The organism is Dorea sp. 210702-DFI.3.17, from assembly GCF_020560825.1.
GTDB lineage: Bacteria > Bacillota > Clostridia > Lachnospirales > Lachnospiraceae > Dorea > Dorea formicigenerans.
In genome coordinates this window covers 13996-36385 of the sequence record NZ_JAJCNB010000016.1, presented here as the reverse complement: position 1 = coordinate 36385, position 22390 = coordinate 13996, and the positions used below count along the sequence as shown (strand labels likewise).

21 protein-coding genes, 1 other RNA gene and 1 riboswitch are annotated in these 22390 nt (G+C 42.9%); of the genes, 21 read left to right on the top strand and 1 reads right to left on the bottom strand.

Translation table 11 applies throughout. The annotated features are described in order from the left end of the window. Nucleotide 1: 1 nt before the first annotated feature. Complete coding sequence (tadA, locus tag LI149_RS09260; protein ID WP_005331869.1) at nt 2-475, top strand: tRNA adenosine(34) deaminase TadA; 474 nt, start codon at nt 2-4, stop codon at nt 473-475. Nucleotides 476-526: 51 nt separating this feature from the next. Here the strand turns inward: tadA and ffs are convergent. Further along, nucleotides 527-790, bottom strand: an RNA gene (ffs, locus tag LI149_RS09255) — signal recognition particle sRNA large type. Between the two features lie 160 nt (nt 791-950). Here ffs and LI149_RS09250 point away from each other — a divergent pair. The 20 genes from LI149_RS09250 (at nt 951) to LI149_RS09155 (ending at nt 22368) form a co-directional block, all read left to right on the top strand. Continuing rightward, the gene (locus LI149_RS09250; protein WP_227143257.1) at nt 951-2699 is read left to right on the top strand and encodes a B12-binding domain-containing radical SAM protein; all 1749 of its coding nucleotides are present in this window, start codon (nt 951-953) and stop codon (nt 2697-2699) included. 137 nt (nt 2700-2836) lie between these two features. Beyond that, nucleotides 2837-4354, top strand: coding sequence for a VanW family protein (locus tag LI149_RS09245; protein ID WP_227143256.1), 1518 nt, complete (start codon nt 2837-2839; stop codon nt 4352-4354). A gap of 113 nt (nt 4355-4467) precedes the next feature. Next, complete coding sequence (locus LI149_RS09240) at nt 4468-5337, top strand: AIR synthase-related protein (protein WP_005331872.1); 870 nt, start codon at nt 4468-4470, stop codon at nt 5335-5337. A gap of 27 nt (nt 5338-5364) precedes the next feature. After that, on the top strand, nt 5365-5856 hold the full coding sequence (locus tag LI149_RS09235; protein WP_005338050.1) for an Lrp/AsnC family transcriptional regulator: 492 nt from the start codon (nt 5365-5367) through the stop codon (nt 5854-5856). Then, on the top strand, nt 5856-7022 hold the full coding sequence (locus LI149_RS09230) for an aminotransferase class I/II-fold pyridoxal phosphate-dependent enzyme (protein WP_005331879.1): 1167 nt from the start codon (nt 5856-5858) through the stop codon (nt 7020-7022). The genes LI149_RS09235 and LI149_RS09230 overlap by 1 nt, the downstream gene beginning before the upstream one ends. Nucleotides 7023-7274: 252 nt before the next feature. Next, the gene (locus tag LI149_RS09225) at nt 7275-7787 is read left to right on the top strand and encodes a tRNA (cytidine(34)-2'-O)-methyltransferase (protein ID WP_005331883.1); all 513 of its coding nucleotides are present in this window, start codon (nt 7275-7277) and stop codon (nt 7785-7787) included. A gap of 339 nt (nt 7788-8126) precedes the next feature. Continuing rightward, nucleotides 8127-8687: a hypothetical protein gene (locus tag LI149_RS09220; RefSeq protein ID WP_005331887.1), complete on the top strand. Its 561-nt coding sequence runs from the start codon at nt 8127-8129 to the stop codon at nt 8685-8687. 12 nt (nt 8688-8699) lie between these two features. Next, the gene (locus tag LI149_RS09215) at nt 8700-9221 is read left to right on the top strand and encodes a hypothetical protein (protein ID WP_005331888.1); all 522 of its coding nucleotides are present in this window, start codon (nt 8700-8702) and stop codon (nt 9219-9221) included. 13 nt (nt 9222-9234) lie between these two features. Then, nucleotides 9235-10965 carry a V-type ATP synthase subunit A gene (locus tag LI149_RS09210; protein WP_005331889.1) on the top strand — a complete coding sequence of 577 codons (1731 nt, stop codon included), beginning with the start codon at nt 9235-9237 and terminating at the stop codon, nt 10963-10965. Between the two features lie 11 nt (nt 10966-10976). Continuing rightward, nucleotides 10977-12272, top strand: coding sequence for a V-type ATP synthase subunit B (locus tag LI149_RS09205; RefSeq protein ID WP_005331890.1), 1296 nt, complete (start codon nt 10977-10979; stop codon nt 12270-12272). A 12-nt stretch (nt 12273-12284) separates the two neighbouring features. Continuing rightward, nucleotides 12285-12899 carry a V-type ATP synthase subunit D gene (locus LI149_RS09200; RefSeq protein WP_005331891.1) on the top strand — a complete coding sequence of 205 codons (615 nt, stop codon included), beginning with the start codon at nt 12285-12287 and terminating at the stop codon, nt 12897-12899. After that, nucleotides 12896-14746 (top strand): V-type ATP synthase subunit I, encoded by a 1851-nt coding sequence (locus LI149_RS09195; protein ID WP_117494442.1) that lies wholly within the window; start codon nt 12896-12898, stop codon nt 14744-14746. Before LI149_RS09200 ends, LI149_RS09195 begins: the two co-directional genes overlap by 4 nt. Nucleotides 14747-14769: 23 nt before the next feature. Next, a complete protein-coding gene (locus LI149_RS09190; protein ID WP_005331894.1) occupies nt 14770-15204 on the top strand; it encodes an ATP synthase subunit K in 435 nt (144 codons plus the stop codon). A 105-nt stretch (nt 15205-15309) separates the two neighbouring features. Then, nucleotides 15310-15693 (top strand): hypothetical protein, encoded by a 384-nt coding sequence (locus tag LI149_RS09185; RefSeq protein WP_005338039.1) that lies wholly within the window; start codon nt 15310-15312, stop codon nt 15691-15693. Nucleotides 15694-15945: 252 nt separating this feature from the next. Beyond that, a complete protein-coding gene (locus LI149_RS09180) occupies nt 15946-16356 on the top strand; it encodes a C-GCAxxG-C-C family protein (protein ID WP_117606407.1) in 411 nt (136 codons plus the stop codon). Between the two features lie 102 nt (nt 16357-16458). Beyond that, a complete protein-coding gene (locus LI149_RS09175; RefSeq protein WP_227143255.1) occupies nt 16459-16953 on the top strand; it encodes a shikimate kinase in 495 nt (164 codons plus the stop codon). 305 nt (nt 16954-17258) lie between these two features. Beyond that, the gene (locus LI149_RS09170) at nt 17259-18551 is read left to right on the top strand and encodes a UDP-N-acetylglucosamine 1-carboxyvinyltransferase (RefSeq protein WP_005331917.1); all 1293 of its coding nucleotides are present in this window, start codon (nt 17259-17261) and stop codon (nt 18549-18551) included. A gap of 86 nt (nt 18552-18637) precedes the next feature. Then, nucleotides 18638-18736: riboswitch (SAM riboswitch) on the top strand. Between the two features lie 135 nt (nt 18737-18871). Further along, nucleotides 18872-20059 carry a methionine adenosyltransferase gene (gene metK, locus LI149_RS09165; RefSeq protein WP_117606408.1) on the top strand — a complete coding sequence of 396 codons (1188 nt, stop codon included), beginning with the start codon at nt 18872-18874 and terminating at the stop codon, nt 20057-20059. Nucleotides 20060-20189: 130 nt separating this feature from the next. Next, on the top strand, nt 20190-21686 hold the full coding sequence (locus tag LI149_RS09160; protein WP_173786154.1) for a HAMP domain-containing sensor histidine kinase: 1497 nt from the start codon (nt 20190-20192) through the stop codon (nt 21684-21686). After that, nucleotides 21679-22368 carry a response regulator transcription factor gene (locus LI149_RS09155; protein ID WP_005331920.1) on the top strand — a complete coding sequence of 230 codons (690 nt, stop codon included), beginning with the start codon at nt 21679-21681 and terminating at the stop codon, nt 22366-22368. The genes LI149_RS09160 and LI149_RS09155 overlap by 8 nt, the downstream gene beginning before the upstream one ends. The last annotated feature ends 22 nt before the right edge of the window (nt 22369-22390 follow it).

Below are 22390 nucleotides of genomic sequence, written 5' to 3'. Positions count from 1 at the left end.
AATGACTGCAGATGAAAAATATATGCGGGAGGCAATCAAACAGGCGAAAAAGGCATATGCTATCGGAGAAGTTCCGATTGGCTGTGTAATCGTGTATCAGGACAAAATTATTGCTCGCGGATATAATCGAAGAACAATCGATAAAAATACACTGGCTCATGCGGAGCTCCAGGCAATCCGTAAAGCAAGTAAGAAAATGGAAGACTGGAGGCTGGAAGAATGTACGATGTATGTGACTCTGGAGCCGTGCCAGATGTGCTCCGGCGCAATCGTTCAATCTCGAATGACAAGAGTTGTAGTTGGCTGCATGAACCCAAAGGCAGGATGCGCAGGATCTATATTAAATCTGTTGCAGATGCCGCAGTTCAATCATCAGGTAGAGCTTACAACAGGGGTTCTGGAAGAAGAATGCAGTCAGATGATGAAAACATTTTTTAAAGAATTGAGGGAAAAACGTAAAAAAAATAAGCAATAATCCAAAGTTACGGATTATTGCTTTTATTTTTGTGCACGAATAATATTTTTTTCGTGCGTTGTGCGTCGAACACGATCCAACGAACGTTACCCTGGCAGTAAACTCAACCCAGGCACCCTTACGGCACCCGAAAGATTCCACTTAGTGCTGCTTCGTTCCCGACCTGACACGGTTCATGGATTTTCGTCGCGTAAGACCCAGATATCAACGCCACATACCAGGGGCGGCTTCACCAGACCAATGCCCTCGGCACAACATCACCCCTGCTATAGCGGATTGCAGGTTCAAGGTACCGCTACCACCCCGGCTGCACAAGTCCATATTATAACGGAAGATGGTGGAAAAGTCAATTGGGGACGGGGTTTTTTCAGTTTTACCCCGGTTCTTTTTCAAAAAAACCCCGTCCCCAATTGAACTTTAACCTGTCCCTTTTTGATTTCAGGTGGTATAATCGTTCGAAAAGGAGCATATATTTATGAAGATTTTACTTGTCGCGATCAATGCGAAATATATACATTCGAACCTTGCCGTGTATTGTCTGAGGGCATATGCCGAAAAGAATATGCCGCAGGATGTGAATGTTCAGATAGAACTGGCGGAATATACGATCAATCAGAACAGAGATGAGATTTTAAAAGATATTTATAGGAGACAGGCAGAGATGATCTGTTTTTCATGTTATATTTGGAATCTGGATTATGTGGAGTCGATGATTCGGGATGTGAAAAAAGTTATGAAAGATGTAATCATCTGGGCAGGGGGACCGGAGGTGTCCTATGACTCCCGGGAGACTTTGGGGAGGCTGCCGGAACTGACTGGTGTGATGAAAGGGGAAGGTGAGAAGACATTTGCAAAATTATGTGAAGTGTATGGGAAGCGTTCCGAAACATCAGAATTATCGCTGGAGCAGATAGACGGGATTACATTCCGATGTCCGGATGGGACGATTTGTGAGCGGCCGTGGCGTGTGCCAATGGATCTGAGTGAGGTTCCATTTGTCTATCACGATATGAAAAAGTTCGAGAACAAGATTATTTATTATGAGACGAGCCGGGGGTGTCCATTTTCATGCAGCTATTGTCTGTCTTCGATTGATAAGCGGCTTCGATTCCGGAGCCTGGATCTGGTGTTTAATGAACTGCAGTTTTTCCTGGATCATAAGGTTCCGCAGGTGAAGTTCGTGGATCGTACATTTAACTGTAAACATGACCATGCTATGGCAATCTGGAAATATATTCAGGAGCATGACAATGGAATCACGAATTTTCACTTTGAAGTTGCGGCGGATCTGCTGAATGATGAGGAAATCAGACTGATCCGGCAGATGCGTCCGGGACTGATCCAGCTGGAAATCGGGGTGCAGTCTACGAATACGGATACGATTCGGGAGATTCGAAGAACAATGAGGCTTGAGGAAGTCCGTGAGCATGTGGCAAGGATAAAAGAAAAGGGAAATATCCATCAACATCTGGATCTGATCGCAGGACTTCCGTATGAAGACATAAAAAGCTTTCGAAAGTCATTTGATGATGTCTACAACATGCGCCCGGACCAGTTACAGCTTGGTTTCCTGAAAGTGTTAAAAGGTTCGTATATGCAGGAGATGCAGCAGGAATATGAGCTGCGATATAAAGATGGGCCGCCGTATGAAGTACTTTCTACAAAATGGCTTCCATATTCAGATGTAATTGAGCTGAAAGGGATTGAAGAAATGGTGGAAATCTACTATAATAGTGGACAATTCACCCATGTAGTGGAAGCGTTGGTGGAAAACTATGCATCTGCATATCAGATGTACCAAGATTTGTGGCAGTATTATGAAGATCACGATTACATGGGGATTCAGCACCGAAGAAGCGCCCGGTATGAGATCGTGCTGGATTTTGTGAAAGAAAAATATCCAGAGCAGGCGGACGTAATGCGGGAACTTCTGACTTATGATTATTATCTCAGGGAAAATGCGAAAAGCCGTCCGGAATTTGCAGGCGAAGATGCAACAGACAAGCGGTTTGTCAGAGCATTTTATGAAGAAGAGGAAAAAGAACGAAAGCATTTGCCGGGATATGAACAGTTTGATAGAAATCAGATGCGCAAGATGACGCACCTGGAATATTTCCCGCATATGGGGAAAATGTTACTTTTTGATTACAAGTTTCGAAATCCGTTGAATCAAGAAGCGAGAACGTGTATGATAAAGAAAGATTCGTTGGAAAGAAGAGGATAGAGAATGAATTTCAATGATAAAAAGACAAGGAGAATCATTTCAATCGTAGTACTTGTTGTGATTGTCGCGATGGTGGCAACGATGATTATCCCTTATATGATGGCCTAGAATAAACCGGAAAGGATGCAGAAAATAAGATGGCGCGAAGAAGACGCAGGAGAATGACCAGAAAACAGGCGAGAATGAGAAGACGTAGAATCAGGATTGCAGGATTTTGTCTTGCAGGCTGTATTCTGATACTTGGAATTGTCTGTGGCGCGTTTCATCACTATGTATCACAGTTTCCGGAGGATAAGATTGCAGAGAATATCTATGTGGGAACCGTAGATCTGTCCGGGCTTTCAAAAAAAGAGGCACTAGAGAAACTGGCCGGTCAGAAGAAAGCAGATCAGAAGCAGACGGTATCGCTGACTGTGGAAGGTCAGAAGGCAGAAGCGACACTTGAGGAATGTGGATTTGATTACGCAGACGTGAAGGCGAATGTGAAGGCTGCCATGGACTATGGAAAAAGCGGCGGACTTTTTGGACGATATAAGAGTCTTCGTAAACTATCTAAAGAAAAAGTTGTCCTGAGCCCGGAATATACATTGGATCAGAAAGCGACGGAGAATATTCTGGAAGAACGGGCAGTTCCATTTGCAAAGCACGCACAGAATGCGACCATTACGAAAAGTGGAAGCGGACTTCAGATTAACAAAGAGGAAATTGGCGAGACCGTAGATAAGAGTGGAACTATAAAAGCAATTAAGAAACATTTAAATGACTCCTGGGATCATGGATCATTCGCCATGGAGGCAAAGGTAAAAGAAGAACAGCCAAGTGTGACAGAGGCGGATCTGTCCACGATACAGGATGAACTTGGCTCATTTTCTACAGATGCCGGAGGCGGAGAACGCTGGAAGAATCTGAAAAATGGTGTGGAGAAACTGAATGGTACAGTCGTGATGCCGGGAGAACAGATTTCGGTTCACGATGTAACAGCACCATATGATGAAGAACATGGATATGTGCAGGCAGGTTCTTATGAGAATGGTCAGGTCGTAGATACATATGGCGGTGGCATCTGTCAGGTTTCCACGACACTCTACAATGCAGTGCTATTCTCTGAATTGAAAGTCGTAAAACGGTATCCACACTCGATGCTGGTGTCCTATGTACCGCCGTCAAGAGATGCGGCAATTGCCGGTGACACGAAAGATTTTGTGTTTGAAAATAACTATGATACTCCGATTTACATTTTTGGAGAGATTGATGACGATAATCAGCTTTGTTTTGCAATTTACGGAAAAGAGACAAGAGATAAGACAAGAAAGATTGAATTTGAGTCGGAAGAGGTATCGACAGAAGAGCCGGGAGTCAAGTATAAAGCAGATGCGGAATTGGCGCTTGGAGAGATGGAAGTGACCGGAAGTGCACATACGGGGAAAGAAGTAAAACTTTGGAAGATTGTCTATGAGAATGGTAAGCAGGTGAGCAAAGATGTCATTAACGAAAGTACTTACAGCAAAGCGGACAAAACCATTTCTGTAGGAATCAAGACAAAGAACAGCAGTGCGGCAGCGGTTGTGAAAGAAGCAGTCTCAACACAGGATAAAGCAAAGATACAGGCGGCGATTAGCGAGGCGAGTTCCATGGAATCTTCGTCTGAGCAGTAAGAATGCCGGGAGGAATTTTCTGCCGGGTAAAAAGGACAGATTTGTTTTTTTGAAAATTAGGAAATCAATGAGAAAATAAATGAAATAAAAGACAGGAGGTGAACAGACAAGATATGAAGTTTGAGACAGAACATGGCTGTGTGGTCAGTGAGATGGCAACAGCTTACGGAAATTCAAAACAGATAGGAAGATATGCAATTGCGGCGGCAATGAATGAAGTGCTGACGCGGGCGGAACGGGTGGATCAGATGGAAATCAGAGTCTGTGCACCGCTGGAAGAAAAGAAAACGCATCTTTATGATGTGAAAGCTGAAGCCGCGCGCTGTGCAAGAGAACATGGTCAGACGTTTTGGGAGCCGGAGATTATCCGCGCAGCCTGGGCAGCAGGTACATTTGTACAGGTGAACGCTTTGGCGGCTGATGTAAAGCAGCAGGCGTGGAACAAGGAGACGATGCGAGCCGGTCAGGACATTGTCCTTACAAAATGGATTGGTCTGGAGGGAACTCTACGTATTCTGGATGAAAAAAGAAGAGAACTTGGAAAGCGTTTTTCCGGAACTTTTTTGCATCAGGTAGAGGAATTCCGAGAGACCATCTTCGCAGAACGTGAAATCAGGGTTGCAAAAGCCGGAGGCGTATCTGTCATGCGCCAGGTTGGAGAAGGCGGTATCTTTGCCGCACTTTACAGACTGGCTAAGGAAGCTGATACCGGACTTGTAGTGGATCTCAAGGCAATGCCTGTGAGACAGGAAACAATCGAGATTTGTGAATATTATAAGCTCAATCCGTATCAGCTTGCTTCCACGGGAAACATATTAATGATATGTGATGACGGGGAAGCACTGGCAGATGCGCTTCGAAAAGAGGAGACAGAGGCGGCTGTGATCGGACGCCTTACGGATAATAATGACAAAATAATACAGAATGGGGAGGACATCCGCTATATCGACCGTCCTGCTCCGGACGAATTGATGAAGATATAGCAGAATCCTCCAAAGTGGAGGTTTAAGATGAATGAAATTCGTAGTGAGATATTAAAACATCTGGAAAAGAACAGCAAAGCTGATCTTGGGGAACTTGCAATTTTACTTGGGACAGACGAAATTTCTGTTGCAAATGAAATCGCAGACATGGAGAAAGAAGGGATTATCTGTGGTTACCATACACTGATCGACTGGGACAAAGCCGGAAGAGGTTTTGTGAATGCATTGATCGAAGTTCGCGTGACCCCGCAGAGAGAGCGTGGATTTGACCATATGGCTGACCGTATTGTGAACTATCCGGAAGTAACTGCAGTTTACCTGATTTCCGGATCTTATGATTACCTTGTCAGCATTGACGGAAAGACACTGATGGAAGTATCAAGATTCGTATCAGAGAAGTTATCGACTCTGGAAGGTGTAGTAGGAACAACGACACATTTCATCTTAAAGAAATATAAGGATCATGGAACGATCCTGAAACATGAGAAAAAAGAAGAAAGGATACCGGTGATGCCATAATGAGAGATCCATTATCTAAGAAAATAACCGGCATTGCACCGTCAGGTATCCGTAAATTTTTTGATATTGTAAGCGAGATGCCAGATGCAATTTCTCTTGGAGTGGGGGAGCCGGATTTTGACACTCCTTGGAGAGTACGGGAGGAAGGAATCTATACTCTGGAAAAAGGACGTACATTTTATACGTCAAATGCAGGACTTAAGGAACTGCGTCAGGAAATCAGCAACTACCTGGACAGAAAGATCCATGTGCGTTATGACTATGTGCATGAGGTTATGGTAACGGTTGGCGGAAGTGAGGGAATTGACCTTACCATGCGTGCTATGCTAAATCCGGGAGATGAAGTGCTTGTGCCTGAGCCGTCTTATGTATCCTACGCACCGTGTGTCACACTGGCAGATGGTGTGCCGGTGCCGATTCCGATGAAAGAGGAGAATGAATTTAAACTAACGGCAGAAGAACTGGAAGCTGCAATCACACCGAAGACAAAAATTCTGGTGCTTCCGTTCCCGAATAACCCGACTGGTGCGATCATGACAAAAGAAGACCTGGAACCGATTGCCAAACTTGTAGAGAAATATGATCTCTATGTATTGTCTGATGAGATTTATTCAGAACTGACTTATAAGACAGAACATGTTTCCATTGCATCCCTTCCTGGTATGCGGGAGAGGACGCTGGTCGTAAATGGATTCTCAAAAGGTCTTGCCATGACGGGATGGAGACTGGGGTACATATGCGGACCGCAGATCATCATGGAGCAGATGGTGAAGATCCATCAGTACGCAATCCTGTGTGCACCGACAAACAGTCAGTATGCGGCAATCGAGGGATTGAAGAACTGTGATGATGAGATCCAGAAGATGCGCACAGCATATAATGAGAGAAGACGTTATCTTATGCATACGTTTAAAGAAATGGGGCTTCGTTGCTTTGAGCCATTTGGAGCATTTTATGTGTTCCCGAACATTCAGGAGTTTGGGATGACGTCTGAAGAATTTGCGACGGAACTGCTTCGAGAGGAGAAGGTCGCAGTTGTTCCGGGAAGTGCATTTGGTGCAAGTGGAGAAGGATATATCCGAATTTCCTACGCATATTCATTGGACGATTTGAAAGAAGCGCTCGGACGGGTAAATCATTTTATCGAAAAACTGAGAAAAAAATAGAGGCTTTAATATTGTTAAAAAAATGCTAATAAAGCCTGAAAATAAAGAAAAAATGAAAGGGAAGAGACATATCTGCAAGCATACAGGTATGTCTCTTTCTGCAAGTAATTTGTTCATAATATGCAAAAAATATCAATTAGGATAGAAAGAAAAACACATTTTTACTAGAAAAACCATTGACTTATTGTATAAAATTAAGTACAATTTTGTACAAATAGTTTTTTTGAATAAATGCAGAAAGGTGATAGATAAATGCTAAATATCGTACTGCACGAACCGGAGATACCAGCGAATACTGGGAATATCGGACGCACATGTGTGGCAACTAATACCAGATTACATCTGATCGAACCATTAGGATTTCGTCTGGATGAGAAAAACCTGAAACGGGCCGGTATGGATTACTGGGGAAGTCTGGATGTGACTACATACATTGATTATGCGGATTTTCTGGAACGCAATCCAGGAGCAAAGATCTACATGGCGACGACCAAGGCACCAAAGGTGTACACGGAAGTGAGTTATGAACCGGATTGCTATATTATGTTCGGAAAAGAGAGTGCGGGGATACCGGAGGAGATTTTGGTACAACATCAGGAAGACTGTGTAAGAATTCCGATGGTGGGTGATATCAGATCTTTAAACTTAAGCAATTCCGTGTCGATTGTTCTTTATGAAGCTCTGCGGCAAAATGGCTTTGCAGGGATGAATCTGGAAGGACATCTGCACAGATTACACTGGGGAGACTCAGGGAAACTATTATAATAGCCTTCATGAAAATATAAAAACACTCTGTAAATATATGAAAAAATGATAAATTTATAGATTTTCCAGGTTTGGTATATTATAATTTCAATTAGAAGGTTTATTCTATCTAAAGGGAGAGGTGGTGAGCAAACGGCAGAAGCAGCCATTGAGAAGAAGGGGGAACGGAAAACCTCTGGAGTTCTTAATGTGAAGCTTGGGGAAGCTTTGTACTGCTGAGTCCCAGACACGGACAATGGGATGAAAGCCTGAAAGAAGAATTAAAAGTCCGAAAAATGCCATAACAGCAGATGCTGTGGCATAACAGAACCAAGAAAATAAAGAAAAGGAAGTGAACTTATGGAATTACAGATTCAAGACTTAGTTTCGTCAATCCGCAAAGACGGAATTGAGGCGGCTAATGCAGAAGCAGAAGCAATTATTTCAGAAGCTAAGAAAAAAGCAGAAACAATTGTAGCAGATGCGAAGGCTGAGGCTAAGAGTGTTCAGGAAGCTTCAGAAAAAGAGATCGGTATTCTTAAAGAAAGCGCTGCAATCAGTGCAGAGCAGGCAAAAAGAGATGCTATGCTTGCATTCAAAACTGAGGTACAGGCTGAATTTGAAAAGATTCTTTCAGCAAAGATTGAGAACAATCTCTCAGACGCAGCTCTTGGAAAACTGATCCACGCTGTAGTATCAGATGAAGATGTGAAGAATTATGCAGTTGAAGTTTCAGAAGTGAACGATTCACTCAAAGCAGAACTTGCAGAAGAGATCAAGAATGGACTTGAGATCAGACCTACAAAGGGTGTTCGAGCAGGATTCCGTTTGGCTGCAAAAGACGGTTCAGGTTATTTCGACTGTTCTGATGATGAGATCATGCAGATGCTGATGCCATACTTCAGAGATCTCGATTTCTAACAGGAGGTGCCTATGGCTTCATATTATTACTTGATATCAAGCCTGCCGGACCTGAGAACAGACGGGGAGATGCCATTTTCCTATGAGGAATTTCTTGGCATGTGCCAGTCAAATGTAAGTGAATCAAAGTATGAGTGCTTAAAGAACCTGACACTTTCGTCAGAAGAGGGACCAATCATGAAAGAGTGGGCTGCCTCTTATAAGAATCTTATGAGCGAACTCAACTATCAGAGAAGTGTAAATCTGGGAAGACCATATCTGGCATCCTATGATAAGGATTCTGTGACTGCACAGGTAGCAGGAGCAGCGCTGGCTGCAAAGAATCCGCTGGAAGCAGAGAAGATCTTGTTGGATTATGAATTTGATAATCTTGATTCATTGGTAGGCTTGCATACTTTCGATGATGTATATTTATTCGGGTATGCGATTAAATTAAAATTGCTTGAACGCCAGAGCTGTTTTGTTCAGTCAAAAGGACAGAAGGAATTCAAACGTCTTTTTGATCAGGTGCAGCAACGCGTATATAGCTTATAACAGGAGAGAATTGATGGAAACAGTAACAGGATATGTAACTGGTATTAACGGAAACCTGGCAAACGTCAGCTTTGATGGTGCAGTTCATAAGAACGAAGTTGCTTATATTCTTGTTGATGGAAAACGTCTTAAAGGAGAGGTTATCCGAATCAACAATGGTGTTGCCAGCATGCAGATCTACGAGATGTCAAATGGTATCAAAGTCGGAGATCAGGTAGAGTTTACTGGTGAGCTGATGAGCGTAGAACTTGGACCAGGTCTGTTAACCCAGGTATTTGATGGACTTCAGAACCCGTTGCCGGATCTTGCAGAGCAGTGTGGATTCTTCCTTGAGAGAGGTGTGTATCTTGATCCTATTCCAGATAGAGATTGGGAGTTCACACCATCTGTAGCAGTTGGAGATTCCGTAGAAGCAGGAGATTCAATCGGTAGTGTTCCTGAAGGATTATTTAAACATGAAATTATGGTTCCGTTCACACTGAAAGGTAGTGACTGGACAGTTAAATCTATTAAAGAAAAAGGCTCTTATAATGTAAGAGCAACAATTTGCGTGATCGCAAACAGCAAAGGTGAGGAGAAAGAACTCAGCATGGTAATCTCACAGCCGATCAAACAGGCTGTAAAATGCTATGATGAGAGACTTCGTCCGGACGAGCCGCTGGTAACACAGCTTCGTTGTGTAGACGCATTCCTCCCGGTAGCAAAAGGTGGAACATTCTGCGTTCCTGGACCTTTCGGAGCTGGTAAGACAGTTCTTCAGCATATGGAAGCAAAGAATGGTGAGGCAGATATCGTTATCGTGGCAGCTTGTGGAGAGCGTGCCGGTGAGGTTGTAGAGATTCTGAAAGAGTTCCCTGAACTGGAAGATCCTAAGACAGGAAGATCTCTTATGGAAAGAACAATCATCATCTGTAATACATCTTCCATGCCGGTAGCGGCCAGAGAGGCTTCCTGCTACACAGCCGTAACACTTGCAGAGTACTACAGACAGATGGGACTTGACGTTCTTCTTCTTGCAGATTCTACAAGCCGTTGGGCACAGGCGATGCGTGAGATGTCAGGACGTCTGGAAGAGATTCCGGGTGAAGAGGCATTCCCGGCTTACCTTGAGTCTACAATCGCTTCTTTCTATGAGAGAGCTGGTAAAGTAAGACTTAAGAATGGTAAAGTCGGATCTGTTACAATCGGTGGTACAGTATCACCAGCCGGTGGTAACTTTGAGGAACCTGTAACACAGGCAACACTGAAGGTAGTTGGAGCATTCCACGGACTTTCAAGAGAGCGTTCAGATGCTCGTAAATACCCTGCAATCCATCCGATGGATTCATGGTCTAAATATACCGGTGTTGTAGATATGGGACGTATCGAAGAGGCTCGTGCAATCCTTACAAGAGGAAACGAGATCAATCAGATGATGAAGGTAGTTGGTGAGGAAGGAACATCCGCAGAAGACTACATCATTTATCAGAAAGGCGAACTTCTTGATGCTGTATATCTTCAGCAGAACTCATTCGATCCGATTGACGCAGCATGCCCACCGGAGAGACAGAGACAGGAATTCGATAAACTTTATGAAGCATTAATGGCGTCCTATGATTTGGAAGACAAGAATGAAATTCGAAGCTTCTTCAACCAGTTGAGACAGGAATTCCTTGACTGGCATGGTACTGTCTTTGAGACACCAGAATACCATGAGCAGGCGAAGAAGATTGAGGAATTCTACAAGTCAAAAGCAGTTGAGTAGGAGGTTCTAAAGTGCAGAAAGTATATACAAAAATTGAATCAATCGTCGGTAACGTTGTTACTGTTAAAGCAGAAGGTGTTCGTCTTGGCGACCTTGCTTTAGTAGGTGACAGTTACGCGACAGTTATTAAACTTGACAGAGACATTGTATCTCTTCAGGTATTTGCAGGTGCACAGGGTGTTGGAACCAACGATTCTGTTCGTTTCCTTGACAGACCTATGATGGTTTCCTTCTCAGAGCATCTGCTCGGACGTGTATTTGACGGAGCAGGAGTTCCAAGAGATCACGGTCCGGCACTTACAGAGAACATGATTCCGATCGGTGGACCTTCATTTAACCCTGCAAAACGTATTCTTCCTAAGAATATGATCCGTACAGGTATTCCGATGATCGACGTGTTCAATACACTGGTAGAGAGCCAGAAACTCCCGATTTTCTCTATTTCAGGTGAGCCTTACAATGCGTTACTTTCACGTATCGCTCTTCAGGCAGAAGTAGATGTTATCGTACTTGGAGGTATGGGTCTGAAATATGACGATTACCTTACATTCCGCGATACACTTGAAAAAGGTGGAGCAATGAGCCACACAGTTATGTTTATTCATACAGCAGCTGACCCGATCGTTGAGTGTACACTGGTTCCAGATATGTCTCTTGCTGTTGCAGAGCAGTTCGCTCTTGCCGGAAAGAAAGTACTTGTACTTCTTACTGACATGACAAACTACGCAGATGCACAGAAAGAGATGGCTATTACGATGGAGCAGGTACCATCAAACCGTGGTTATCCGGGAGACCTTTACAGTTGCCTTGCATCTCGTTATGAGAAGGCGGTTGATATCGAGGGTGCAGGTTCTATCACAATCCTTGGTGTTACAACAATGCCAGGTGATGATGTAACTCATCCGGTACCTGATAATACAGGTTATATCACTGAAGGTCAGTATTATTTGAAAAATGGACATATCGAGCCATTCGGTTCTCTTTCACGTCTGAAACAGAACGTAAATGGTAAGACAAGAGATGACCACCGTGCATTGATGGATGGTATGATTCGTCTGTACTCACAGTACAAGGAAGCTCTCGAGAAGAAATCCATGGGATTCCTTATGAGTGAATGGGACGAGAAACTCTTGAAATACGGTGAATTGTTCGAAACAAAATTAATGGACCTTAGTGTTAATATCCCACTTGAAAATGCACTTGATCTTGGTTGGGAAATTCTTGCAGAGTGCTTCGAACCAAATGAGACTGGTTTGAAGACAAGTCTTCTGAAAGAAAGATGGCCAAAGAAAGAGGCATTAAACTAAAAGGAGTAGTTGATGGCTATCAAACTTACAAAAAATGAGCAGAAGGTGCAGAAAGACCACCTGAAACAGTATCAGCGCTATCTTCCTACTCTGCAGCTTAAAAAACAGCAGTTGCAATCGGTAATTATGAAGACAAAAGCTGAACTGGAGCAGAAGGAAGTCGAACGTGCTCAGATGATTGGAGACTTGGATGACTGGGTTGCAGTTTTCGCGGAGAATGAAATCTTCGATGAAGAGAAAAAACTCGATCACCTGGTACAGCCAGAGACAGTTATCTGTAAGAATGAGAACATCGCAGGTGTAACGGTTCCAACATTTCAGGAGCTGACATTTAAAGACATTGTTTACGATGTTGACGACTATCCTTTGTGGGTTGATACTGCAATTGTAAAACTTCGTGAGATTGCTCGTCTGGATGCATTGGTATCTACACTTCGAAAACAGGAAACACTTCTTGAGAATGAGCTTCGTGCTACATCTCAGAGAGTAAATCTGTTCGAGAAAGTTAAGATTCCGGAGGCAAAGGAGAATATCCGTGTGATCGGTGTATTCCTTGGAGATCAGCAGACAGCGGCAGTTGTTCGCGGAAAGATTTCAAAGAAAAAACTTGTGGAGGCGGCAAAATGATTGAAAAGATGAAAATGGTCTATGTCGTGTCATCCGTCTCCAAGAAAGATGAGATGCTCGATGGACTTCGGGATCTCGGACTTCTGCATCTGGCAGAGAAGAAAAGTCCGGCACGCGCAGCGTCAGAAAGATTTACAACACTTTCTAAGACTGCCGGAGTATTATTAGACTATGCGCCGGATAAAAAATCCAAGGGGAAAGAAGAAGCTCCGATCCTTTCAGACGAACAGTTTGAAGAGATGTATCAGGGCGTGCTTGCAGCACTAGACAAAAAGTCAGCGCTGTCCCAGGAGATGAGCGCAGCAGGTGCAGAGATAGAACGAGTAAAAGCATGGGGCGATTTCGCACCGGCTGAATTAAAAGAATTAAAAGAAGCAGGGTATGATCTTCATTTTTACCGTCTGGCAAAAAATGAATTTGAGATGGCTGAGCAGGATCCGGAAGTTAAGATGATCCGTCTTGCTACTATTGATAAGATGGATACCGTTGCTGTAATCGGAGCTTTACCGGCAACAATTCCGGCAGCAGAGTTCGCAATTCCGGAAAAAGGAATCAGTGAACTTACAAAAGAGATTGAGGAGTGCCAGCGTCAGAACGCAGAGTGCGACGAGATCCTTAAAAAAGCTGCTGTATATGATGCCAGTTTTCAGGCTCAGATGCTCAAAGCTCAGAACGAGGAGAATTATTCTTCCGCAAGTGAGACCGCAGAAAGCGATGAGGATTTCGTATGGATTTCAGGATATCTTCCAGAGGAAGACCTTCCAAAATTCAAAGAAGCGGCTTCAGCAAATAAATGGGCTTGGGCGCAGGAAGATGTAGCAGAGGACGACGATCAAGTGCCTACGAAAGTTAAATACGGAAAAGTCTCCGGACTGATCCAGCCGGTATTTGACATCTTAGGAATCCTTCCGGGATACAGAGAGTCTGATATCTCACTTTGGTTCTTCCTGTTCTTCACACTGTTCTTTGCAATGATCATCGGTGATGCCGGATATGGTATGCTGATTCTGATCGGAACAATAGTATTTGCAGTGAAGACAAAAGGCGAAAAGAAATATAGCAACATAGTTTACTTATTATTTGTACTTTCAATTGCAACCGTTATATGGGGAGCGATTACCGGTACCTGGTTCGGAATGGAGTCAGCAATGAATGTTCCGTTCCTGAAAGCACTGGTAATTCCAAGCTTTGCAAACTATCCGGATTATTTCGGAGTTACAGCTCTTGCACAGCAGAACATGATCATGAAGTTCTCATTCTCTGTAGGAGCAATTCAGATGGCACTTGGTAGTCTGATCTCTATTAAGAAAAAGATTGCTGAGAAGAACCTGAGCTGGGTTGCAGACCTTGGCTGGCTCGTAGCAATTGTAGCAATGTATTTATTATCGCTTTATCTGGTAATCGGAGAGAGCATTAACATCACACCGGTATTTGCAATGATTGGTGTAGCATTTTTACTCGTTGTTCTCTTCGGTGCAATGTCACCGGATCGTACATTTGCACAGGGACTGAAAGCTGGTCTTGCAGATGCGTTTACCGTATTCCTGAATACGATCAGCTGCTTTGGTAACGTAATGAGTTATATCCGTCTGTTCGCAGTAGGTATGGCAGGACTTGCCATTTCTCAGAGCTTTAACGGAATCGCAGCAGGATTCCACGGACCGCTTATTATTCTCGCTGTTGTAGTTGTACTTATCGGACACGGCCTGAATATTATCATGTGCTTCCTGTCAGTCGTAGTACACGGTGTCAGATTGAACGTTCTGGAGTTCTCAGGACAGGCAGGACTGGAGTGGACAGGAATTGCATACGAACCATTTAAAGTAAACGATAAAATTATTAAATAGTATTTAATTAAAGGAGAAAAATTATGAATTTAGCATTTGTTGGAATGGCAGCTGCACTTGGTTTATCTGCTTCAGGATCAGCATTCGGTGCAGGATTTGCAGGACAGGCAGCAGTAGGAGCATGGAAAAAGTGTTATGCAAGTGGAAAACCGGCACCGTTCATCATGATCGCGTTCGCTGGAGCACCTCTTACACAGACAATCTACGGATTCCTTCTTATGAACTTTATCAAATCAGCAGTAGAAGGCGGAGCAGACGCAGGACTGGCACTTGGTGTTGGTATCTTCTGTGGACTCGCAATCGGACTTTCAGCATTATTCCAGGGTAAATGTGCCGCTGGAGCATCTGATGCATTAGGAGCAACCGGAAAAGGTACAGCTAACTACTTCATCGTAGTAGGTATCGTAGAGACAGTAGCCCTCTTCACATTGGTATTCGGCTTACTGCTCTTAGGTTAATAAAAAACAGAATACAGAAAAATTTGAGCGGAACAGCAATTGCTGTTCCGCTTTTTTCCTTTCTGCATATGATAAAGCAGATGAATTTTGTGGGAGTGTATGAACATGGATGAAAAACTTCCTTACTATATGGCGTATCCAATGCCGCTATTATATGATGATGAGCGTCAGAACCAGAGGGATTATGAATATATGAAGAGTGTATATCCAGGAACGGCAAAGCGTCTGATACCATATATCGAAGAGGAATGTGACCGTCTGGAGTATACGGGGAGCGTTATGTATGACGAATATCCGGACCGGCTGCAGTTGCTGCTGCTTTGCAGAAGAATTTATAATCGCGCGAAAGAAGATGAAACAAAGAAAGATGAAGCAAAAGAAGGCGAGGAAACAGGCGAGTGGCTGCAGAATCTGATCCAGGTCATGACCTATCAGGAACTGTGTCAGAGAAGACGGGAAAACAGAAGTATGAGACGGAAATATTATTGATTTAGCTGCTTAAAATCGGGTATTATTAGAATTCTCAATAAAGAAGAAAAAGATAAGGGATGGGAAAAAGAAAAGATTCGTGATAAAATATACAGTATCTTTTATAGCTTGAAAATTAAAAGTGAAGGAACACGGAATGCATAAGTGACATATCTTGTTGGAAAAGCGGATAAATGCAATTAAGTCATGCATAGCATATGTCGTGAGATAGGCTGATATCCTATAAATTATGGAAAAGATAAGGAGATAGGAATGGAAACAAGAGTAGACAAAGTTGCAGAAAAACATAAGAGTGGATACAACTGTGCACAGGCAGTAGCGTGTGCATATTGTGATCTGGTTGGAATTGATGAAGAAACGATGTTTCGTATGACAGAAGGGCTTGGCCTTGGAATGGGCGGCATGGAAGGAACATGTGGAGCTGTCACAGCAGCCTGTGTAATTGCCGGTGCCAAGAATAGTACTGTGGAAATGGGTGGTCCGGGAAGTAAAGGGGCAACTTATAAAATATCCAAAGAAATTGTGCGCAGATTCAAAGAGGAGAGCGGTAGCGTAATCTGTAAGGAATTAAAGGGAGTCGAGACAGGAACGCCGGCAAAAGCCTGTCCGGATTGTGTGAAAGATGCAGCCCGCATATTGGAAGAGGTTGTATTTGGCGAGTAGAAAAGTCACCTGTCCATTAGAGGCTGCATATAATAAAAGGAAAAGATGAAAGCACATTTATTATAAAAGGAAGAAAAGCAAAAATAGAAGGATAAAAACATCATGGATAACATCATTTTAATAGGTATGCCAGCAGTTGGAAAAAGCACCGTGGGTGTTATTGTTGCAAAGCGCCTGGGTTATAATTTTGTAGATACAGATCTGGTCATCCAGGAAAAGGAAGGAAAGCTTCTTAGAGAGATCATAGCGGAGGTTGGACCGGACGGTTTCCTGGAAGTTGAGGATAGGATCAATGCTGAAATCGAGGCGGAAAAAACAGTGATTGCACCGGGCGGAAGCGTTGTATATTGTGAAAATGCAATGAAACATTACAAAGAAATCGGAAAAGTCGTATATTTGCAGGTATCATTTGAAACAATAAATAAGAGACTTAGAAATGCAAAGAGCCGTGGAGTCGTACTGCGTGACGGACAGACATTGAAGAATTTATACGAAGAACGTGTAAAATTGTTTGAAAAATATGCAGATGTGACAGTATGCGAAGATGGATTGGAACTGGAAGAAACGATTGAGAAAGTGTTGGCGAGTCTGAACTAATTCATGCGAAGCTCACGAAGCAAGTCCGTTCGCTTATGGCTTGTCAGGTTCAAATGTTACAAAAACATTACGTAAATGTAAAAAATATTTTACGTGGCAAGTGTTTTGTGCTATACTGTTGTGGTACCCATAAGAGGGCGTGTTATTGTCATGCCATAAAAATATGACTTGACATACGGGGAGGTTATATAATATACTGTCCCTCGACCATGCATTTTTGTCTCGCTCAGGGATAAGGAGCTTGAGAGAAGGAAAGATGCATAATATTTTAGAGAATATTGGTAGAATATATAGAGGTGTTATCTATGGAGCAATATATTATTAAGGGAGGTCACCCGCTTGTAGGCGAGGTGGAGATTGGTGGAGCGAAGAATGCGGCACTTGCGATTCTTGCTGCAGCAATTATGACAGATGAGACAGTCCGTATTGAGAACCTTCCAGATGTTAATGATATTAATGTACTTCTGGATGCGATTGCAGGTATTGGAGCAATGGTACAGCGTACAGACCGCCACACTGTTAAGATTAATGCGAAAGCAATTCATGATTTCAATATTGAATATGATTATATTAAAAAGATTCGTGCATCTTATTATCTGTTAGGAGCCATGCTTGGAAAGTATAAGCATGCAGAAGTTGCACTGCCTGGAGGATGTAATATCGGAAGCAGACCGATCGATCAGCATCTGAAAGGATTCCGTGCACTTGGAGCAGATGTAGAGATTGAATATGGTAAGATTCTTGCTGAAGCGGACCGCCTGGTCGGAAAGCACATTTACTTTGATGTAGTCAGTGTTGGAGCAACCATTAATGTTATGATGGCAGCTACAATGGCAGAGGGACTTACCATTATGGAGAATGTTGCAAAAGAACCTCACGTTGTTGATGTTGCAAACTTCCTCAACAGCATGGGAGCAAATATCCGTGGCGCCGGAACAGATGTGATCAAGATCCGTGGTGTTCAGAAACTTCACGGAACAGATTATTCTGTAATCCCAGATCAGATTGAAGCCGGAACATTTATGTTTGCAGCAGCAGCTACAAAAGGCGATGTGACAGTGTTGAATGTAATCCCGAAACATCTGGAAGCAACAATTGCAAAGCTTCTTGAAATTGGCTGCGAAGTAGAGGAATTTGACGATGCAGTTCGTGTAGTGTCAAAGGGAGACTTAAGAAGCACACATGTGAAGACATTACCATATCCGGGATTCCCGACAGATATGCAGCCGCAGATGGGCGTTACACTGGCTTTATGCAAAGGGACAAGTATTGTGACAGAGAGTATCTTCGAGAATCGTTTTAAATATCTTGACGAGCTCGCAAGAATGGGTGCAAATGTCAAAGTAGAAGGGAATTCTGCAACGATTGAAGGTGTTGAGAAGCTTTCAGGGGCAAGGGTAAGCGCACCGGATCTTAGAGCAGGAGCAGCACTTTGCATTGCAGGTCTTGCAACTGACGGAATCACGATTGTTGACGACATTGTGTATATCCAGAGAGGATATGAGCGTTTTGAGGAGAAGATCCGTGGAATCGGCGGAATCATTGAACGTGTGTCTACAGAGCGTGAGATTCAGAAGTTCAAGCTGAAAGTCAGCTAATACAACAGAAAGTAAGATATGTATATTGACATTTCTTATGTATTGCGATAAAGTCATACATGTTACAAGATAATAATAATATTTTTCTCTTATTCAGAGCAGTGGAGGTACAAAGGACCTGTGAAGCTGCGGCAACCCCCGGTTCGGGAAGGTGCCGACCTGAGCGAGTAATCGAACAATAAGAGGATTGGCTTATGAAATATAAACAGTCCACTTAGTGTGGGCTGTTTCTTTGTGCAATGAACCCGCCATGCTATGTGCATTTTCAGGGTTTTAGCGAATCTCAGAATAAGAGTAAAGAACATGAAAAGGAGAAGAGAATGGAAAGACATTTATTTACATCAGAATCAGTAACTGAAGGACATCCGGATAAGATGTGCGACCAGATTTCAGATGCAATCCTGGACGCCCTTATGGAGCAGGATCCAATGAGCCGTGTTGCCTGCGAGACATGCACAACAACAGGTCTTGTTATGGTCATGGGAGAAATCACAACAAATGCTTATGTGGATATTCAGAAGATTGTAAGAGATACAGTCCGCGAGATTGGTTATACTCGTGGAAAATATGGATTTGATGCAGATACGTGTGGTGTGATTACAGCAATCGATGAGCAGTCTGCAGATATCGCGCTTGGAGTTGACAAAGCTCTGGAAGCAAAAGAGAATAAAATGTCTGAAGAAGAGATTGCAGCAATCGGAGCAGGAGATCAGGGAATGATGTTCGGATATGCTTCCGATGAGACGCCGGAATTGATGCCATATCCGATTTCACTGGCACACAAGCTTGCAAGAAAACTGACAGAAGTCAGAAAAGACGGTACATTAAAATATTTAAGACCAGACGGAAAAACTCAGGTTACTGTAGAATATGATGAGAATGGTACGCCGAAGCGTCTGGATGCAGTTGTACTTTCTACACAGCACGATCCGGATGTGACACAGGAGCAGATTCACGAAGATATTAAGAAATATGTTTTTGACCCGATCATTCCGGAAGGAATGGTAGATGAGAATACAAAATTTTTCATCAACCCGACAGGTCGCTTTGTAATCGGTGGACCACACGGTGACAGCGGACTGACTGGAAGAAAGATTATTGTAGATACTTACGGTGGAATGGCTCGTCACGGTGGTGGAGCATTTTCCGGAAAGGATTGTACAAAGGTAGACAGATCTGCAGCTTACGCAGCACGTTATGTTGCTAAGAATATCGTGGCAGCCGGAATTGCTAAGAAATGTGAAATCCAGTTATCTTACGCGATCGGTGTTGCACACCCGACATCTATCATGGTAGATACATTTGGAACAGGTAAGCTTTCAGATGAGAAGCTTGTTGAAATCATCCGTGAGAATTTCGATCTTCGTCCGGCTGGAATTATCCAGATGTTGAACTTAAGAAGACCGATTTATAAACAGACAGCAGCTTACGGTCACTTTGGACGTACAGATGTAGAGCTCCCATGGGAGAAGACAGACAAAGCAGAGTTACTGAAAAGTTATCTGTAAGATTGATTTATAAAATTTTTAGAAATGTTTATGGACGCTTTCGTGTGAAGCGTCCTTTTTCATGCTATACTTGATTTTAGATGCAAAATGCATTTTGAGTGAGACCTGAACTTAAAAGGAGATTTATTTTATGAAATTTAAGACCAGGCTGGTAGTAGCGTTTTTTACAATTATATTAATTCCGCTTGTATTATCTTCGGCGCTTGTGTGTATGGTTGGAAAATATCAACTTAGTTCTATTGAGAAAAATTATGGGATCAAGAATACAACGGTCGAGAGTCTGGCTAGTTCTGTAACCGTTCTTACACGGCTGACAGAACAGCCATATCGTGAGCTGGAGGCATTGATACGGGAAAATCCGGAAGAAATGGAAGATGCAGCACAATTGGAAAGCCTGAATGGTGAACTGCAAGATAAAAAATCTTATCTTCTTGTGAGAAAGAATGATACGATTGCCTATATTGGTACGGAGGCTTCTGAAGCTGAGAAAGTCATCGACCAGCTTCCGGAATATGGAGCGGCTGAGACGACATCAGAAAATGGCATGTATCTTGGAGGGAAAGCACAAGTCCTTCTAAAACAGATTGATTTTCAGTATTCGGATGGAAGTGAAGGCAGTGCATTTATTGTGACAAATGTAGGAAGCCTGATTCCGGAAGTGAAAAATCTGTTCGTGGAGATTATCGTATGCATTTTCCTGGTACTTGTATTTACCGCATGTGTGCTGATCATCTGGATTTACCGAAGTGTCATGGGACCGGTCGGAAAGATGCGGGAGGCAACAAAGAGTATAAAAGAAGGAAATCTTGACTTTGAACTGCCGGTTGAGACAGATGACGAGCTCGGACAGCTCTGTGGGGATCTGGAAGACATGCGCAAACGTCTGAAGAATACGGCGGAAGAGAAACTGAAATTTGACAAAGAAAATAAAGAATTGATCAGTAACATTTCCCATGATCTAAAGACACCTGTGACGACCATCAAAGGTTATGCAGAAGGAATCATGGATGGTGTGGCAGATACTCCGGACAAAGTGGCAAAATATGTACGGACCATTTACAATAAAGCAAGCGAGATGGACGTACTGATCAACGAGCTGACTCTTTATTCAAAAATTGACACGAACCGTATTCCGTACAATTTCACAATTTTATCTGTGAATGATTATTTTAATGATTGCTCAGAGGATCTGTCTTTGGATCTTGAGGCAAAAAATGTGGAATTTGGTTATTTTAATTATGTAGAACCAGAGGTCAAGGTTATTGCAGACCCGGAACAAATTAAGAGAGTGGTGCATAACATTGTGAATAACTCTGTAAAATATATGGATAAAGACAAGCCAAAGATTAATTTGCGCGTCAAAGATGTAGGGGATTTTGTTCAGGTCGAAATCGAAGATAACGGAAAAGGAATTGCGTCAAAAGATCTGCCAAATGTGTTCGAGAGATTTTACCGGACGGACGCATCAAGAAATTCCTCAAAAGGAGGAAGCGGTATTGGTCTTTCTATTGTAAAGAAGATTATAGAAGAACACGGTGGAAAAATCTGGGCAACGAGCCGGGAACATACCGGGACGACCATGTATTTTGTGCTTAGAAAGTATCAGGAGGTACCAGTAAATGAGTAAAATATTAATCGTAGAAGATGAAGAGACAATTGCAGATCTGGAAAAAGATTATCTGGAACTGAGCGGATTTGAGGTGGAAGTTGCAAATGACGGAGAGACAGGACTTGAAAAAGCCCTGAAAGATGAATACAGCTTGTTCATACTGGATCTCATGCTTCCGGGTGTGGACGGATTTGAAATCTGTAAGAAAATCCGAGAAGAAAAAAATACACCAATCATTATGGTATCCGCAAAGAAAGACGATATTGACAAGATCCGTGGGCTGGGACTCGGTGCAGACGATTATATGACAAAACCATTCAGTCCGAGCGAGCTGGTAGCAAGAGTAAAAGCACACCTCGCAAGATATGACCGCCTGACAGGAAGCGCAGTGGAAAAGAATAAAATTATTGAGATCCGCGGACTCCGTATCGACACAACTGCAAGACGCGTATGGGTCAACGATGTAGAGAAGACATTTACAACAAAAGAATTTGATTTACTCACATTCCTTGCAAGCCACCCGAATCACGTATATACAAAAGAAGAACTGTTCCGGGAAATCTGGGATATGGAATCTATCGGAGATATTGCGACTGTGACTGTTCATATCAAAAAGATCCGAGAAAAAGTAGAAGTAGACACATCAAACCCACAGTACATTGAGACAATCTGGGGTGTGGGATACAGATTTAAAGTATAAAAATTAAATTGGGACCGTAGCA

Coding starts and splice junctions, on each gene's coding strand:
- LI149_RS09210 (WP_005331889.1), top strand. CDS start 9,235: ATGGAAACAGTAACAGGATATGTAACTGGTATTAACGGAAACCTGGCA.
- LI149_RS09155 (WP_005331920.1), top strand. CDS start 21,679: ATGAGTAAAATATTAATCGTAGAAGATGAAGAGACAATTGCAGATCTG.
- LI149_RS09185 (WP_005338039.1), top strand. CDS start 15,310: ATGGATGAAAAACTTCCTTACTATATGGCGTATCCAATGCCGCTATTA.
- LI149_RS09200 (WP_005331891.1), top strand. CDS start 12,285: ATGGCTATCAAACTTACAAAAAATGAGCAGAAGGTGCAGAAAGACCAC.
- LI149_RS09220 (WP_005331887.1), top strand. CDS start 8,127: ATGGAATTACAGATTCAAGACTTAGTTTCGTCAATCCGCAAAGACGGA.
- LI149_RS09245 (WP_227143256.1), top strand. CDS start 2,837: ATGGCGCGAAGAAGACGCAGGAGAATGACCAGAAAACAGGCGAGAATG.
- LI149_RS09230 (WP_005331879.1), top strand. CDS start 5,856: ATGAGAGATCCATTATCTAAGAAAATAACCGGCATTGCACCGTCAGGT.
- LI149_RS09250 (WP_227143257.1), top strand. CDS start 951: ATGAAGATTTTACTTGTCGCGATCAATGCGAAATATATACATTCGAAC.
- tadA (WP_005331869.1), top strand. CDS start 2: ATGACTGCAGATGAAAAATATATGCGGGAGGCAATCAAACAGGCGAAA.
- LI149_RS09190 (WP_005331894.1), top strand. CDS start 14,770: ATGAATTTAGCATTTGTTGGAATGGCAGCTGCACTTGGTTTATCTGCT.
- metK (WP_117606408.1), top strand. CDS start 18,872: ATGGAAAGACATTTATTTACATCAGAATCAGTAACTGAAGGACATCCG.
- LI149_RS09180 (WP_117606407.1), top strand. CDS start 15,946: ATGGAAACAAGAGTAGACAAAGTTGCAGAAAAACATAAGAGTGGATAC.
- LI149_RS09215 (WP_005331888.1), top strand. CDS start 8,700: ATGGCTTCATATTATTACTTGATATCAAGCCTGCCGGACCTGAGAACA.
- LI149_RS09160 (WP_173786154.1), top strand. CDS start 20,190: ATGAAATTTAAGACCAGGCTGGTAGTAGCGTTTTTTACAATTATATTA.
- LI149_RS09195 (WP_117494442.1), top strand. CDS start 12,896: ATGATTGAAAAGATGAAAATGGTCTATGTCGTGTCATCCGTCTCCAAG.
- LI149_RS09240 (WP_005331872.1), top strand. CDS start 4,468: ATGAAGTTTGAGACAGAACATGGCTGTGTGGTCAGTGAGATGGCAACA.
- LI149_RS09170 (WP_005331917.1), top strand. CDS start 17,259: ATGGAGCAATATATTATTAAGGGAGGTCACCCGCTTGTAGGCGAGGTG.
- LI149_RS09225 (WP_005331883.1), top strand. CDS start 7,275: ATGCTAAATATCGTACTGCACGAACCGGAGATACCAGCGAATACTGGG.
- LI149_RS09175 (WP_227143255.1), top strand. CDS start 16,459: ATGGATAACATCATTTTAATAGGTATGCCAGCAGTTGGAAAAAGCACC.
- LI149_RS09235 (WP_005338050.1), top strand. CDS start 5,365: ATGAATGAAATTCGTAGTGAGATATTAAAACATCTGGAAAAGAACAGC.